Origin of the sequence: Nonomuraea sp. B1E8 (assembly GCF_039871515.1) — a bacterium.
GTDB lineage: Bacteria > Actinomycetota > Actinomycetes > Streptosporangiales > Streptosporangiaceae > Nonomuraea.
Genome location: NZ_JBDPLS010000012.1, coordinates 234,335 through 249,548, shown reverse-complemented (window position 1 = coordinate 249,548; position 15,214 = coordinate 234,335). Strand labels below are relative to the sequence as shown.

Below are 15,214 nucleotides of genomic sequence, written 5' to 3'. Positions count from 1 at the left end.
CCGATTCGGGGCACGACCCTACCCGACGACCACAGAGCCCGCCAACCGGCTCCGCGCGGACACGCGAAACCCCCGGCCGGGGCGGGCCCGGCCGGGGGTTCGTCGTGCGCGAGGATCAGCCGGTGAAACCGATCTCCGTCCAGTTGTTGTACTTGTAGCCCTCAGCGCCAAAGTTGGCGAGGGTCTTCTTGGTCGCCTGGATGTCAGGACGCTGGTACAGCGGGATGGTGTGCACCATGTCCCAGATCAGCTTGTCGGCCTCGTTGGCCAGCTGGGCGGCCTGGGTCTCGTCCGTCGCGGACACCGCGGCGTCGATCGCCTTGTCAACGGCCGGGTCGTCGGACTTCGGGAAGTTGCTCTCGGAGCCGGTCTTGTAGATCTGCGCCAGGCTGCCGATCGGGAGCGGCGTGCCGATCCAGGAGAACGGCACCAGGTCGAAGTCGCCCTTGATGATGAAGTCGGTGAAGAACTTGTCATCGGGGACCGGGCGGATGGTCAGGCCGATGCCGGCCTCCTTGAGCATGGCCTGGGTGAGCTCGCCCTCCGTCTTCGCGTACGGCACGCCCGCCGGGACGACGAAGGTCAGCTTCATCTCCTTGCCGTCCTTCTTGCGGAGCTGGCCCTCCGCCTCCTGCTTCCAGCCGGCCGCGTCGAGCAGCTGCTTGGCCTTCTCCAGGTTGTACTTGCCGAGGTCGCCGGAGTTGTCGACGTAGGCCTTGTGGTTGTTCATGAAGACGTGGTTGCCGAGCGTCTGCAGCGGCCAGTCCATGTCCTTCAGGTCGGACTGCGTGATCACGTCACGGTTGATCGCGTACTGCACGGCCTGCCGGACCGACTTCTCCTTCAGGAAATCGCTCTGGTTGTTGACGGTGATGTGCCGCCAGTTGGGGCTCAGCGCCTTGCGGATGTCCACGTTGGGGACTTCCTTGGCCCGCTTGAGGTCGGCCGGGCTGCCCGGCGGGATCTCCACGGCGTCGAGCTCGCCGTTGGCGAAGGCGTTCACCTGCGCGGCGGGCGTCTCGATCGTCCGGAAGATGACCTTCTCGAGCTTGGGCTTCTTGCCCCACCACTTGTCGTCGGCCACGAGGGTGAGGGTCTTGGTGCCCTCGTCGAGCTTCTCGACCTTGAAGGGCCCGGCGGTGACCGGGATCTTCTGCAGGTAGTCGTTGTCGTACGCGTCAGGCGTCTCGATGTGCTTGGCCGGCAGCAGGTGCGAGGTGCCGCGGTTGAACAGGCCCTGCCACTCGAGGTAGGGCTGCTTGAAGGTCACGATGGCGACCTTGTCGGAGTCGCCCTTCTCGACCGACGCGATCTTGTCCCAGCCGTCCTTCGAGGCGGGCTTGAACTTCTCGTTCTCGCCGTTGTTGGCCTTCCACTGGGCCTCGAGGTCCTTCCACGTGATCGGCGTGCCGTCCGACCACTGGGCCTTGTCGTTGAGCGTGTAGGTGACGACCTGCTTGCCGTCGGTGATCTCGCTCTTGACGTCGGTCAGGTAGTCGGGGTTGGCGGTGAAAGTGGCATTCTCGTCGGAGACCATCAGCTGCGGCAGGAACGCGTCGAGCATGAACGCGGTGTCGGCCTGGTTGCCGTCCACGTGCTGGCCGTTCCACTGGCTCGGCCACTGGCCGATCGCCACGGTCAGCGTGCCGCCGTCCTTGACCTGCTCGTACGGGACGGGATTGATGCTGATGGCCGGGGTCTCCGACATCTGCTGCTGAGCCTGCTTGGACTGCTCGGCGTTCGGTTGCTTGGTCTCACCGCCGCCGCCACAGGCCGCGACGGCCATGGCCAGGACCGTCAGCCCAGCGGCTGCACGGTATCGAACCTTCACTCTTCCTCCTGATTGTCCGAGGCCGTGATGACCTCGACTTCCTCCGCGTAGTGACAGGCGGCACCGTGGTCGACGGCGCTCGCCAGCCGGGCAACCGAGGGCTCCTCGTCCACACATCGCCGCCGCTCCGCCTCGCTGAGCACGGCGAACTTGGGGCAGCGGGTGCGGAACCTGCATCCAGACGGCGGGTCGGCCGGGCTGGGCAGGTCGCCTTCGAGCAGGATCCGCTTGCGGGTGCGTTCCAGCTCGGGGTCGGGCAGCGGGATCGCCGACAGCAGAGCCTGCGTGTACGGGTGCGCGGGACTGTCGTAGACGTCCTCGACCGTACCGATCTCGGCGATCCTGCCCAGGTACATGACGGCCACGCGGTCGGCCAGGTGCCTGACCACCGCCAGGTCGTGCGCCACGAACAGGTAGGACAGGCCGAGCCTGCTCTTGAGCTCGTCCAGCAGGTTGATCACGCCCGCCTGGATGGACACGTCGAGCGCGGAGACCGGCTCGTCGAGCACCAGCAGCTTCGGCTCCAGCGCGAGCGCGCGGGCGATGCCGATGCGCTGCCGCTGGCCGCCGGAGAACTGCTGGGGGTAACGCTCGGCGTGCTCCGCGGCCAGCCCGACGAGCTCCAGCAGTTCCTCGACCTTCTCGCGCACCTCTTTCCTGCCGTGCGCCCGCAGCGGCTCGGCGATGATGTCGCCGACCGGCATGCGCGGGTCGAGCGCGGCCATCGGGTCCTGGAAGACGATCTGCAGATCGCGGCGCAGGCTCTTACGCCCTGCCTTGTCCAGTTCGGCGCTGTCCTTGCCGAGCACCACGACGCGCCCGCCCTCCGGCGGCCGCAGCTGCATGATCTGCTGCAGCGTGGTGGTCTTCCCGCAGCCGGACTCGCCGACCAGGGCCAGCGTCTCGCCCTGCGCGATGTCGAAGCTGATGCCGTCGACGGCGTAGACGGTGCCGACGCGGCGCTTGACGATCGCGCCCTTCAGCAGCGGATAGTGCTTGATCATGTCGTCGAGTTCGAGCACCGTGGGGCGCTCGGCGCGCGGCACCCTGACCACCTCGTTGGGCGGGATGACCGGCACCGGGAATACGTCGGCCCCGGTCAGGCCCTTGTGCTCGATCTCGTGCGAGCGGATGCAGGCCACGTGGCGGCCGCTGCCGAAGGGGGTCAGCGGCGGCTCCTCGTCGTCGCACATGTCCACCTTCATCGGGCAGCGCGGCGCGAAGGGGCAGCCGGGCGGCAGCGACGCGGGCGAGGGCGGGTTGCCGTCGATGGGCACGAGCGGGCCCTCCTCGCCGTCGATCCTCGGGATCGAGGCGAGCAGACCCATCGTGTACGGCATCCGCGGCCGGTGGTAGATGTCGTCCACGGGGCCCTGCTCGACCGGGCGGCCCGCGTACATGACGACCACCCGGTCGGCCATGCCGGCGATGACGCCCAGGTCGTGCGTGATCATCACGATGCCGGCGCCGGTCTCCTGCTGGGCGGTCTTGAGCACCTCCAGCACCTGGGCCTGGATGGTCACGTCGAGCGCCGTGGTGGGCTCGTCGCAGATGAGCAGGTCGGGGTCGTTGGCGACCGCCATGGCGATCATCGCGCGCTGCCGCATGCCGCCGGAGAACTCGTGCGGGAACGCCTTGGCGCGCAGGCTCGGATTGGGGATGCCGACCAGGTCGAGCAGTTCGACGGCGCGCTTGGCGGCTTTGTCCTTGCCGACGTTCTGGTGGACGCGGACGGCCTCGGCGATCTGGTCACCGATGGTGTAGACGGGCGTGAACGCCGACAGCGGATCCTGGAAGATCATGCTGATCGTCCTGCCGCGTACCTTGATCTGCTCGTCCTCCTTCATGCCGAGCAGTTCCTGGCCGTGCAGCTTGACCGAGCCGCTGACCACGGCGTTCGCCGGCAGCAGGCCCATGACGGCGAGAGAGGTGACGGACTTGCCCGAGCCGGACTCGCCGACGATGCCGAGCACCTCGCCGCGCTCGACCTCGTAGCTGACGCCGCGCACGGCCTGGATGCCGCCGGGGAAGGTGACGGTGAGGTCCCTGACCTCCAAGATGCTCACGAGTTGCTCCCCGGGTCGAGTGCGTCACGCAGGCCGTCGCCGATCAGGTTCACGCTGAGCACGAGCAGCACCAGCAAGCCCGCGGGGAAGGCGAACAGCCAGGGGTAGCCGGTGGCGTTGCGCGAGCCCTCGGCGATCAGCGTGCCGAGCGAGACGTCCGGCGGCTGGATGCCGAAGCCGAAGAAGGACAGCGCCGCCTCGCCGATGATCGCGCCGCTGACGTTGAGCGTGGCGTCGATGATCAGCAGCGAGGACAGGTTGGGCACGATGTGCCGGAAGATGATCTTCCAGCGGGGGATGCCCATGTAGACGGCGGCCTGCACGTACTCCCGCTCGCGGAGCGAGAGCGTCATGCTGCGCACCACCCTGGAGGTGATCATCCAGGAGAACGCGGCGAGCAGCACCACGAACCAGAGCCAGGAGGCGCCCTCCCGCAGCCGCGGCGAGATGATGGCGATGATGAGGAAGCTCGGCAGGACCAGCAGCAGGTCCACACCCCACATGAGCGCCTTGTCCACCCAGCCACCGAAATATCCGGCGAACGCGCCCACGATCGCGGCGAGCCCTGTGGAGATGAGCGCCACGAGCAGGCCGATGATGATCGACTTCTGCATGCCGCGGAGCGTGACCGCGTACATGTCCTGGCCGATCGTGGTGGTGCCCCACCAGTGGTCGCCGCCGGGGGGCGACAGGAAGGCCAGGAAGTCCTTCTCGGTCCAGTCGTACGGGCCGACGAACGGCCCGAGGTAGGCCAGTGCCACCAGCACGATCAGGGCGATGGAGCCATAGCGGGCCTGCTTGTTGCGGAGCAGGCGCCGCAGGACGACTTTCGAACGCATGTCAGCTCACCCGCACCCGAGGATCGAGGGCCGCCACCAGCAGGTCCGACAGGAAGGCGGCGAACAGCACGCAGACGGCGGTGAAGAAGGTCACCGCGGCGACGGAGTTGACGTCGTTCTGGTTGATCGAGTCGACCAGCCAGGCGCCCATGCCGTGCCAGGCGAAGATCTTCTCGGTGAAGGTGGCACCGGTGAACATCGTCCCGAACGCGAAGGCGAAATAGGTGGCGGCGGGGATCAGCGCGGTGCGCAGCGCGTGTTTGGTCAGCGCCGTCCTGCGTCTCAGGCCCTTGGCCATGGCGGTGCGGACGAAGTCCTGGTTGAGCACGTCGAGCATCATGTTGCGCTGGATGCGGCTGTAGAAGGCGATCAGGCCGAGGCTGAGCGAGATCGTCGGCAGGATCAGGTGGTTCAGCCGGTTGAGGAACTGGTCGAAGCCCGACAGCCGGGGGTTGTACTCGCCGGTGTACTCGATGAGCGAGAACCCCAGCCCTCTGTTCAGGTTGTACGTGGCGATCGCGAGGAGAGTGGCCAGCACGAACACCGGAACGGCCATGATCACGAAGGAGCTGACCCCGATGAACCGGTCGGTGAGTTTGTACTGCTTCACCGCGGAGATCGCGCCCAGCGCCACACCGACGGCGAAGCCGACCAGCGTGCCGATGAGCAGCAGCCGGAGGCTCACCATGATCCGCCGGCCCATCTCGTTGTTGACCGAACCGCCGTTCCAGGTGCGGCCGAAGTCGCCGGTGATGACGCCCTTCGCCCACGTGCCGTAACGGACGAGCACCGGGGTCTTGTCGTTCAGGTTGTACTCATCGAGCGTCGCGTCGATGACCGCCTCTGCGACCGGTGGCTGGCGACCTTCGTACGCCCCCCGCGGGTTCATGGTGGTGGCCGCGAGCATGTACGCCAGACTGGCCGCGATGGCGACCAAGATCACATTTATTGCCAACCTGCGGAGCAGGTACTTGCCCATTACTCTCCGTTCGCGCTGACCGTGGGCGCGGACTTTCCAGCGGGAGAGAGGCGCCCTCGCAACGTAAACCCATCTCGCTTGGTGAAATCCACTTGACGCCGAGATGGCGATCAGAGCGCAGAATATATGTAAAAATATAACGGGCAGAAACCGTGCGACGTAACGGTCAGGTCAAGCGCAATAGCTGCGCGGCCCCTGCCGCACCCCTCCGGATCACCGGCTCCACCTGCGAAGACGCCTCCTCCTCAGATCCGCTTGACGGTGCCGGCTCTGAGGGTTATGTCACAGAATCCGGACACTATTTGACGATCGCGCAAGGTGATCCACTTCATCTTTGCGATTGCGGTGTGTGCGGCGTCAAGGGTGTCACCGTCTCTCGGCGGATCGTGCGCGAGAGAGGCCGACGGCGCCCCAGCCGCGGCAGCGGGCACTACGGCATCCACTTGCCGTCGTACCCGCCCGGCTACCGCTTCGTGGATCGTCCCCCGGTTGGGCGGGGCGGCCGGCGGACGCGGATCAGCGGGTGGCGGCGAGGCCGGCCGCGGCGCGGAGGAAGAAGTCGTCGCCGCCCACCTGGCCGCCCTTCAGCGCCACCTCGATCCCGTCGACCGCGGGATCGTCCGAGGCCAGCACGCACACCGGCCCGCCGGCGGCCAGGCTGCCCACCACGTCCAGCGACCGGGCGCCGAGCACCGCGACGACCTGCCCTGACGTGTCGCCGCCCGCGACCACCAGCCGCCGCACCAGCCCGGCCCGCACCATGGTCGCGGCGATCCGGCCGAGCGACGTCCCGATGCCGTCAGGGTCCCTGGCCGGTCCACGCGTCGACTCGACGACGGTGTGACGGCCGTCGCGCAGGCTCGCCTCGACCCGCTCGATGAGGCCGGCAGGCCCCGACAGGTCTCCGAGCACCCGCCACCCGGCGCGCTCGGCGGTGTCGATCTGGCGGGCGGTGATCGGCGAGCGGCTCCCCGACAGGACGAGCACCGGCGCGACCGCCCCCAGCGCTCCCTGCTCCACCGTTGCCGCCGGGGTGGGGGTGAGGGCTGAGGCGAGGGCGTGGCTGAGGCCGCCGGAACCGACGCAGCACAGCGGGGTACGGGTGGCGGCGTCGGCGAGCAGCAGCCGGCCGAGCGCCCTGACGTGGTCGTCCGTCATCGCGTCCGCGACGAAGGCCGCGTCCCCGGCCCTCGCCCGGTACGCCTCCTCCGATGGCGACGCGGGCAACCACCCGGTCCGTCCAGCGCCCTGCCCGGTCAGGCGCGCCCGCAGGTCGGCCTCCGTCGCGGGGGTGACCGGGTGGTCGCGCGCCGGCGGGTACCGGTCGAGCCGGTGGACCTCGTCGCCCGCGCGTACGAAATGGTTGGCGAACCACGTGTAGCGGCCCAGTTCGGGCTGCGCGGCCAGCACCGGCACGGGGCCCCGCGCCAGGCCCGCACGGTGCAGGGCCGCGATGACGGCCCCGATGCTCCCGTGCTCCGGGGACGAGTCGAAGGTCGAGCAGACCTTGTACTGGATGACCAGCGGCCGCAGCGCCGCCAGCGCCGTGAACGCGGGCAGCACCACGGACGCCGGGTCGGCCGACGCCCGGGCCGTGGTGGCGATGCCGATGACGTCGTCCCGGTCGTGCAGGTGCGCCACGTCGGTGACGAGGGATCCGCTCAGCCCGAACCGCCTGAACTGCCACAACGCGTCGGTCGCGCCCGTGAAGTCGTCGGCCGCGAAGGCGATGCGCGTCACCGGCGCACCACCCCGCCGAAGTGCCGCAGCGCCCGGGCCAGCTCGGGCTCGCGCACCTCGGCCAGCGGCACGCCCGCCTCCGCCGCCGCCCACGCCTGCCGGATGCTGGTGATCCCGGCCGCGGGCCCGTCGGGGTGGCCGAGCACGCCGCCTCCCGCCAGGACGAGCAGGTCGCTGGTGCCGGTGCGTTCCAGGGTGACCGGCGCGGTGCCGGCCCACTGGGCGGACGACAACACGGGCAGGCACGGGAAGCCGCCGAGCAGCGGTTCGCGCACGGCCGCCACCGCCTGCTGCACGTCGTCGTCGGTGACGTAGAACTTGCTGTGGAACCCGCCGCAGTGCAGGTGGTCGACCCCGGCCAGGCGGGCCAGCTTCTGGTAGGCGACGTGCGCGATGCCGATCCCCGGGTGGCGGAACAGTGCTCCGGTGCCGGTGACGTGCCCGTGGATCGGCACGCGGGAGTGCCGCCGCACCATCGCGACGGCCGGGAGGCCCACGACGTTCAGGTTGACCATGACGCAGGTGCCTCCCGCCGCCACGACGAGGTCGTGGTTGGCGAGCATCCGGTCGGGTTCGTCGCTGATGTTGAACGCGTACATCGGCCGCCGCCCGGTCCGCCGTTCGACCTCGTCGAGCGCGCCCGTGACCGCGCGCACCCGCTGCGGCAGCGGCGCGGGCGGGCAGTCGCCGTTCACCTCGTCGTCCTTGATGAAGTCGGCCCCGGACAGCCCGAGTTCGAGCACCAGGTCCACGTAGTCGGAAGGCCGCAGCCCGACGTTGGGCTTGACGATGGTGCCGATCAGCACCCCGTCCGGACGTCCTGCCAGCCGCCGGGTGCCCTCCACCGCGAACCGGGCGGGCAGGTACGCCTCCCCGAAGGCCGCGGGCAGGTCGATGTCGACCAGCTTCAGCCCGGCCAGCTCGCGCAGCTCGAACAGGTTGCCCGCGACCACGGGGAGCACGTTCGTGAGCGACGGCCCGGTGTTGTCGAGCGGGAACCCGATCCGCACCAGGCCCGCCGTGAGCGGCCCGTCGCCGGCCGCGCCCGGGAGGGCCTCGGCGACCGGCGCGGGGATCTCGGTCATGCCGAGCACCACCGCGCCGTGCCGGGCGCGCAGTTCGTCGGTCTCCCCCGCGACGCTGACGAACGTGCCGGTGCTCTGCTCGCCCGCGATCGCGCTCACCGCCTGGTCGAGCGGGAGGCGGGTGAGCACGTGGTACGTGGCGACGGTCAGCTCGCGCCCCGCCCCGTGCGAGGCGGCCGGCTCCGGCCCGGCCCCGTGCGAGGCGGCCGGTACGTGTTCCGCCCCCGGCGAGGTGGTCATCGGCGCGTCCGCTCGCCCAGGAGCTCCCCGGCCAGGTGTTCCATGGCGAGGGGCGGGCTGGCCAGGATCGGCGCCGCCGCCGGCGCCGTACCGGCGACGCGGGCCATCGACGCCTGGGCCAGCACGACCACGTCGACGTCCCCGCCGAGCTCGCTCAGGGCCTGCGCCACGCGCGCGTCGTGGGTGGCGGCATCGCCGCTCATCAGCGCCTCGAACGCGCCCTCGCACACCCTGGCGGTCAGCTCGATCTCCTTGCCGGCCGCGGCGGCGCGCCGGCGTACCAGGTCGGCGGTGGGTTCGAGGGTGGTGCTCAGGGTGGCGAGCACGCCGATCCGGCGGCCGAGCGCGACGGCGCGGTCGGCCATCGGACGGTCCACCCGCGTCACCGGCACGCCGGTCAGCGGCTCGGCGGCCTCGACGGCGGCGCCGATGGAGGAGCAGGTCACCAGGATGTGATCGGCCCCCGCGGCCTCGGCGGAGCCGACGTGACCGGCGACGCGGCGCGCGGTCTGGGGGGTGAGACGGCCCGCGGCGATGGTGTTCTTGATCAGGCTGTCGTCGACGATGTTGAACGTGTCGATGCCGGGGAGGTGCTCGGCGCACAGCTTCGCGAACACGTCGACCAGCGTGGCCGAGGTGTGGATCAGTCCCAGCCTCATGGTGTCTCCCTATGGGGTCGGTGAGCTGTCGTATCGGGGTCGCGGCGGCGCCCGCGCGGAGGCCGCGGGCCGGGCCCGGTGCTGGACGCCGCACACGGGATCGGTGTCGGTGGCGGGGGCGGTCGCGATGGCAGCGATGGCGGGTGGCGGTCTTCTCGGGTGACTGGTCGTGCCGCTCCCAGGCAACGTACTACCGAGATCGTGGATTGTTAAGGGGCTTCATCGGATGAAGTTCGAACTTCATCCGATGAAGGGTCTAGGAAAAGGCGCGCGCTCGGGGTACCTTGCGGAACCGTGGCAACAGATCCCCAGCCGGACGCGGCCCGGCACGTCCAGGTCGTCCAGGCGCTCGGCGCCCAGATCGTCGGGGGCGCGCTGGCCCCTGGCACGTCCATCCCCATCGAGGAGGAGCTGGTCGGCGAGCTCGGCGTGGGCCGGTCCGCCGTCCGGGAGGGCGTGAAGGTGCTGGCCGGCAAGGGCCTGCTGGAGACCAGGAGGAGCGCGGGCACCATCGTGCGCCCCCGCGAGTCCTGGAACCTGCTCGACGCCGACGTCCTGAGCTGGCGGTTCGTGCCCGAGCCGCGGCCCGGCGACATCCGGGTGCTGGCCGACCTGCGGGTCGCGCTGGAGCCAGGGGCGGCGCGGGTGGCGGCCGAGCGGGCGGACGCGGTGGCCGTCCGGCGCATCGACGAGGCACTGGCCGCGCTCTACGCCACCGCCGACGACCCCGAGCCGTTCATCGAGGCCGACCTGGCCTTCCACAAGGCGGTGTTCGCCGCGGCGGACAACGACCTGCTGCTCTACATCTACGACATGATCAGCATCGCCCTGCGGTCCGTGCGCCAGGTGCACACCCGCTCGGTCGCCCACAACAAGGAGACGCTGCCCGGCCACGAGCGGGTGGCCGTGGCGATCAGGCGCCACCACCACCGCAAGGCCGAAGAGGCGATGCGCGAGGTGGTCGAGGTCGCCCGCGCCGACGCCGAGCAGCACGTCCGCCTCTGCTGCTGAAGATTTCACCGAAATGAGCGAACAAGTGCACGTTCACCTCGACGTCGACGGCCCCGTTGCCGTCGTCACCCTGAACAGACCCGCCAAGCTCAACGCCATCACCCCCGACATGGCCGCCGCGCTCCGCGCCGGCCTGGACCGGGTCGACGCCGACCCGGCCGTGCGCGTGGCCGTGCTCACGGGCGCGGGCGAGCGCGCGTTCTGCGTCGGCAGCGACATCGGCGAGCTCGACGACTACGCGACGCCGTGGGAGTTCCGCAACCGCGGCGACTACGGCGACGCCGTACGAGCCCTGCGCAAGCCGATCATCGCGGCCGTCAACGGCTACGCCTACGGCGGCGGCCTGGAACTGGCCCTGGCCTGCGACATCCGGCTGGCCGCCGACACCGCGACGTTCGCCGCGCCCGAGATCAAGCTGGGCTGGATCGGCGGCAGCGGCCAGTCGGCGCTGCTCGCCCACGCCGTCGGCCCGAGCAACGCGGCGACCATGCTGCTCACCGGCGACCCGATCGACGCCGCCCGCGCCCTGCGGTGGGGCCTGGTCACCGAGCTGCATCCGAGGGAGGAGCTGCTGCCGGCCGCGCTGGAGCTGGCCGGCCTGATCGCGGCCAGGCCGCCGATCGCCGCGCAGACGGCCAAGGCCAACGTCAGGGCGGCCTACTCGATGCCGCTGGAGCAGGCCATCCAGTACGAGCGCGACCTGCAGACCGTCTGTTTCGCCACCGCCGACGCGGCCGAGGGCAGGGCCGCCTTCGCCGAGCGGCGCGAGCCCGTCTTCGAGGGGCGCTGATGGGCGTTCTCGACGGTTACCGCGTGGTCGACCTGTCCATCGCGATGGCGGGTCCGCTGGCCGCCATGCGGCTGGGCGACCTGGGCGCCGACGTGGTCAAGGTGGAGCCGGTGACCGGCGAGTGGCAGCGGCACGCTCCGGCGGGCGGGGCAACGGGCAACCGGGTGAACGCGTCGTTCCTGTCGCTCAACCGCAACAAGCGCAGCCTGGCCGTGAACCTGAAGGCGGACGAGGGCCGGGCCATCGTGCACAAGCTGGCCGCGACGGCCGACGTGTTCCTGCAGAACTACCGTCCCGGCGTGGCCGAGCGGCTCGGCATGGACTACGCCACGATCAACGCGCTCAACCCCCGCATCGTGTACGTCTCCATGTCCGGCTATGGCGAGACCGGGCCGTACGCGTCGCGGCCCGGCCAGGACCTGCTGCTGCAGGCCATGAGCGGCGCCATGCTGAGCACCGGCCGCGAGGGGGACCCGCCGGCCCCCGCGGGCACGTACGCCATCGACGCCATCACCGCCTACAGCGCCTTCGAGGGCGCGCTCGCCGCGCTGCTGCACCGCGAGCGCACCGGGGAGGGGCAGCGGGTGAGCGTCAACATGCTGGACGCGGCCGTCGCCGCGCAGATGCAGGAGCTGTCGATCTTCACGGTCGGCGGGGTGCCGCAGCGCCGCGGGAGCGAGCCGCACGGACACACCTACATCCGCGCGCCCTACGGCGTGTTCGCCACCAAGGACGGCTATCTCGCGCTCGGCATGCCCCGGCTCGACGTGCTGGCCGTCGCCCTCGACCTGCCCGAGCTCGCGGGCATGGACGGCGACGCCGACGGCCACACCAGGCGCGACGAGATCACCGCGATCGTGGCCCGCCGCCTGCCCGGCCGCACGACCGCCGAGTGGCTGGAGATCTGCGCCCGCCACGACCTGTGGGCCGGCCCGGTGTACGGCTACGCCGACCTGGTGGCCGACCCGCAGGTCAGGCACAACGGGTCGTTCGTCACCTACGACCACCGCTCCGAGGGCACGGTGACCACGCCCGGCTTCCCGTACGGCTTCAGCGCCACCCCTCCGGAGGTGCGCAGGGGCGCGCCGCTGGTGGGCGAGCACACCAGGGAGCTGCTCGACGAGCTCGGATACCCGCCGGAGCGCGCGGCCGAGCTGGTGGCGGAGGGCGTGCTGGCATGCGAGGACTGACCTGGGACCATCCGAGGGGGTACGCGCCGCTCGACGAGCTCACCCGGCTCGACCTGGCCGGCTCCAACCCGTACGGCGAGGTGCCCGAGCCGATCGTGTGGGACCGGCAGCCGCTTGAGGGGTTCGAGTCGGAGCCGATCGCGCGGCTCTGCGAGACGTACGACGTGCTCGTCATCGACCATCCGGGGCTGGGCGCGGCGGTGGACGCGCTGGTGCCGATGGAGGAGCTGTTCGAGCCGGACGAGCTGGCGGGCCTGCGGGCCGGCTCGGCGGGCCGTTGCTTCGACAGCTACCACCTGGACGGGCGCCAGTGGGCGCTGCCGCTCGACGCGGCCACCCAGGTGGCGGCGGCCAGGCCGGGCGTGCGGGTGCCGGCGGAGTGGACGGAGATGGCGGAGTTCGCCCGGAGCACGCGCATGGCGTTGTGCCTGGGCGGGCCGCACGCGTTCCTCATGTTCTGCGCGCTCTGCTCGGGCGACTTCCTGGACGAGGAGGCCGGGGTCAGGGCGCTGGAGCTGATGGCGGAGCTGCTGGCCGCCGCGGACCCCGGGCTGTCGCTGCGCAACCCGATCGGCGTGCTCGACGCGTTGGCGGCGGGTGAGGCCGACTGCTGCCCCCTGCTGTACGGCTACTCCGCCTACCCGCTGTCCTTCTCCGACGCGCCCGCCTGGCCGGGCCGGCCGCCGGGCAGCGTGCTCGGCGGCACCGGGCTGGCCGTCTCCAGGCGGCGCGCAGGCACGATCCGCGAGGCGGTCCGCGCCCACCTGCGCCGCCTGCTGTCGGAGCCGGTGCAGGCGGGGTTGTTCCCCGCCACCGGCGGGCAGCCCGCGGCCCGCAGCGTGTGGGAGACCGCCGGGGAGGGCGACGGCTTCTACCGCGACACCCGGGCCACCTTGGAGGCCGCCTGGATCAGGCCGCGCTTCCCCGGCTACATCGCCCTGCAGGAGAGGGCGTCCGCGCTGATCCGCGACGGGCTGCTCGCCCGCGTCCCGGCCCGCGACCTGCTCAAGGACCTGCACCACGACGAATGGAGGAACCCATGACCACGGCGCTCGTCACCGGCGCCGCCGGCGCGCTCGGCCGGGCGATCGTCCGCCGGCTGGCCGCCGACGGCCACCGGGTGGCGGCACTCGACGTCGACGCCAAGAAGCTCGAAGGCGCGCTCAACCTGGAGACCGACCTGCGCGATCCGGCCGCCGTCGAGGCCGCGTTCGCCGAGACGGAGGCGCGGCTGGGGCCGGTCGGCATCCTCGTCAACAACGCGGCCGTCTACCCGGCCCGGCCCTTCCTGGAGGTGCCGCTGGCCGAGTACGACGACGTGCACGCGGTCAACCAGCGCGCCTACTGGCTGGCGGCCCAGCTCGCGGCCCAGCAGATGGGTGACAGGGGCGGCGCGATCGTCAACGTCGCCTCCATCACCATGCACGGCGGCTGGGCCGACCTGGCCGCCTACGTCGCCACCAAGGGCGCCGCCGCCGCGCTCACCAGGGCGCTGGCCCGCGAGCTCGGCCCGAAGGAGATCCGGGTCAACTGCGTCTCGCCCGGCGCGTTCCCGACGGCGGCGGAGAGCATCCATCCGGATCCGGAGGCGTACGAGCGGATGGTGCTGGAGCGGCAGGCGCTCCAGCGGCGCGGCAAGCCGGAGGAGCTGGCGGCCGTGGTGTCGTTCCTGACCGGCCCGGACGCCTCGTTCGTCACGGGCCAGACCATCGAAGTCAACGGAGGGTGGGTGATGGCATGACGCCGGACCGCAGGCGGCTGGCCGAGCTGACGGGCGATCTGAGCGCGGCCGGCGGGGTCCGGCTGGTGACGCTCGGCGACGGGGCCGAGCGCGGCATCAGGACGCTGGAGTTCAGGACGGGCTCGGGGCTGGCGTTCGACGTGCTGGTGGACAGGTGCATGGACATCGGGCACGCCGAGCACGGCGGGCGCGCGTTCGGCTGGCGCTCCCCCACCGGTTTCCGCCATCCGGGGCTGCACGAGAACGCCGACGAGGACGGGCTGTCGTGGTTGCGCTCGTTCTCCGGGCTCATCGTCACGGCCGGGCTCGACCACACGCTGTTCGGCGGCGACGTGCCCGCCGGCACCTACCGCTACCCGCCCCGCACGTCGGTGCGCCACGGCCTGCACGGGCGCGCGGGCAACCTGCCCGCCCGGCTGACCGGCTACGGCGAGCGGTGGGACGGCGAGCGCTGCGTGTTGTGGGCCGAGGGCGAGGTGCGCCAGGCCGCGGTCTTCGCCGAGAACCTGCGGATGGTGCGGCGGATCGAGGCCGACCTCGGGGGCGAGGAGATCAGGCTGGTCGACACCGTCACCAACGCGGGGTTCGAGCCGACGCCGCACATGTACCTCTACCACATCAACCTGGGCTGGCCGCTGCTCGACGAGGGCGCCAGGTTCGAGGCCGCCATTCGCGAGACGCTCTGGCAGAGCGACAGCGTGGCCGAGCAGAAGGCCGATCACCTCGTCTTCCCCGGGCCGGTGCCGGGGTTCGTGGAGCAGGTGTACGAGCACGCGCTCGTCCCCGGCGGCGACGGGCTGCACCGGGTGGCCGTGGTCAACGACCGGCTCGGGATGAAGGTGTCCGTGGAGTGGCCGGCGCAGGAGTTCCCACACTTCTTCGAGTGGCTGAACCTGCGCTCGGGCAACTACGCGGTCGGGCTCGAGCCGTCCACGCACCACGTCGCCGGCGACGCCGCGGCGAGGGAGGACGGCAGCATGATCTGGCTCGGCCCGCAGGAGTCGCGGACGTACCACACCACGTTCCGTGTCGAGGCGCCCTGA

Annotated in this window: 13 protein-coding genes; 6 read left to right on the top strand and 7 right to left on the bottom strand. The window is 71.1% G+C overall.

From position 1 onward, the window contains the following. Nucleotides 1–115 precede the first annotated feature (115 nt). The 7 genes from ABGA98_RS34100 to ABGA98_RS34070 all read right to left on the bottom strand — a co-directional run bounded on the left by ABGA98_RS34100 (nt 116) and on the right by ABGA98_RS34070 (nt 9,439). The gene (locus ABGA98_RS34100) at nt 116–1,831 is read right to left on the bottom strand and encodes an ABC transporter family substrate-binding protein (RefSeq protein ID WP_347622540.1); all 1,716 of its coding nucleotides are present in this window, start codon (nt 1,829–1,831) and stop codon (nt 116–118) included. After that, nucleotides 1,828–3,897 carry an ABC transporter ATP-binding protein gene (locus ABGA98_RS34095; RefSeq protein WP_347622539.1) on the bottom strand — a complete coding sequence of 690 codons (2,070 nt, stop codon included), beginning with the start codon at nt 3,895–3,897 and terminating at the stop codon, nt 1,828–1,830. The genes ABGA98_RS34100 and ABGA98_RS34095 overlap by 4 nt, the downstream gene beginning before the upstream one ends. Further along, nucleotides 3,894–4,736, bottom strand: a complete 843-nt coding sequence (locus tag ABGA98_RS34090) for an ABC transporter permease (protein ID WP_347622538.1) — start codon at nt 4,734–4,736, stop codon at nt 3,894–3,896. The genes ABGA98_RS34095 and ABGA98_RS34090 overlap by 4 nt, the downstream gene beginning before the upstream one ends. Nucleotide 4,737: 1 nt before the next feature. Further along, a complete protein-coding gene (locus tag ABGA98_RS34085; protein ID WP_347622537.1) occupies nt 4,738–5,715 on the bottom strand; it encodes an ABC transporter permease in 978 nt (325 codons plus the stop codon). 516 nt (nt 5,716–6,231) lie between these two features. Next, nucleotides 6,232–7,455 (bottom strand): four-carbon acid sugar kinase family protein, encoded by a 1,224-nt coding sequence (locus tag ABGA98_RS34080; protein WP_347622536.1) that lies wholly within the window; start codon nt 7,453–7,455, stop codon nt 6,232–6,234. Then, a complete protein-coding gene (locus ABGA98_RS34075; protein ID WP_347622535.1) occupies nt 7,452–8,780 on the bottom strand; it encodes a RuBisCO large subunit C-terminal-like domain-containing protein in 1,329 nt (442 codons plus the stop codon). Before ABGA98_RS34075 ends, ABGA98_RS34080 begins: the two co-directional genes overlap by 4 nt. After that, the gene (locus ABGA98_RS34070) at nt 8,777–9,439 is read right to left on the bottom strand and encodes an aspartate/glutamate racemase family protein (protein WP_347622534.1); all 663 of its coding nucleotides are present in this window, start codon (nt 9,437–9,439) and stop codon (nt 8,777–8,779) included. Before ABGA98_RS34070 ends, ABGA98_RS34075 begins: the two co-directional genes overlap by 4 nt. Nucleotides 9,440–9,733: 294 nt before the next feature. Here ABGA98_RS34070 and ABGA98_RS34065 point away from each other — a divergent pair, with 294 nt between their 5' ends. Genes ABGA98_RS34065 through ABGA98_RS34040 form a run of 6 tightly spaced genes read left to right on the top strand, consistent with a single transcriptional unit; the run spans nt 9,734 to nt 15,214 of the window. Continuing rightward, complete coding sequence (locus tag ABGA98_RS34065) at nt 9,734–10,450, top strand: FadR/GntR family transcriptional regulator (protein ID WP_347622533.1); 717 nt, start codon at nt 9,734–9,736, stop codon at nt 10,448–10,450. Between the two features lie 13 nt (nt 10,451–10,463). Next, entirely contained in the window at nt 10,464–11,240 is a 777-nt protein-coding gene (locus ABGA98_RS34060) for an enoyl-CoA hydratase/isomerase family protein (protein ID WP_347622532.1), read from the top strand. Beyond that, nucleotides 11,240–12,430, top strand: coding sequence for a CoA transferase (locus tag ABGA98_RS34055; protein ID WP_347622531.1), 1,191 nt, complete (start codon nt 11,240–11,242; stop codon nt 12,428–12,430). The genes ABGA98_RS34060 and ABGA98_RS34055 overlap by 1 nt, the downstream gene beginning before the upstream one ends. Beyond that, a complete protein-coding gene (locus tag ABGA98_RS34050) occupies nt 12,418–13,473 on the top strand; it encodes a hypothetical protein (protein WP_347622530.1) in 1,056 nt (351 codons plus the stop codon). The genes ABGA98_RS34055 and ABGA98_RS34050 overlap by 13 nt, the downstream gene beginning before the upstream one ends. Next, nucleotides 13,470–14,171 (top strand): SDR family oxidoreductase, encoded by a 702-nt coding sequence (locus tag ABGA98_RS34045; RefSeq protein ID WP_347622529.1) that lies wholly within the window; start codon nt 13,470–13,472, stop codon nt 14,169–14,171. The genes ABGA98_RS34050 and ABGA98_RS34045 overlap by 4 nt, the downstream gene beginning before the upstream one ends. Beyond that, entirely contained in the window at nt 14,168–15,214 is a 1,047-nt protein-coding gene (locus ABGA98_RS34040; protein ID WP_347622528.1) for an aldose 1-epimerase family protein, read from the top strand. The genes ABGA98_RS34045 and ABGA98_RS34040 overlap by 4 nt, the downstream gene beginning before the upstream one ends.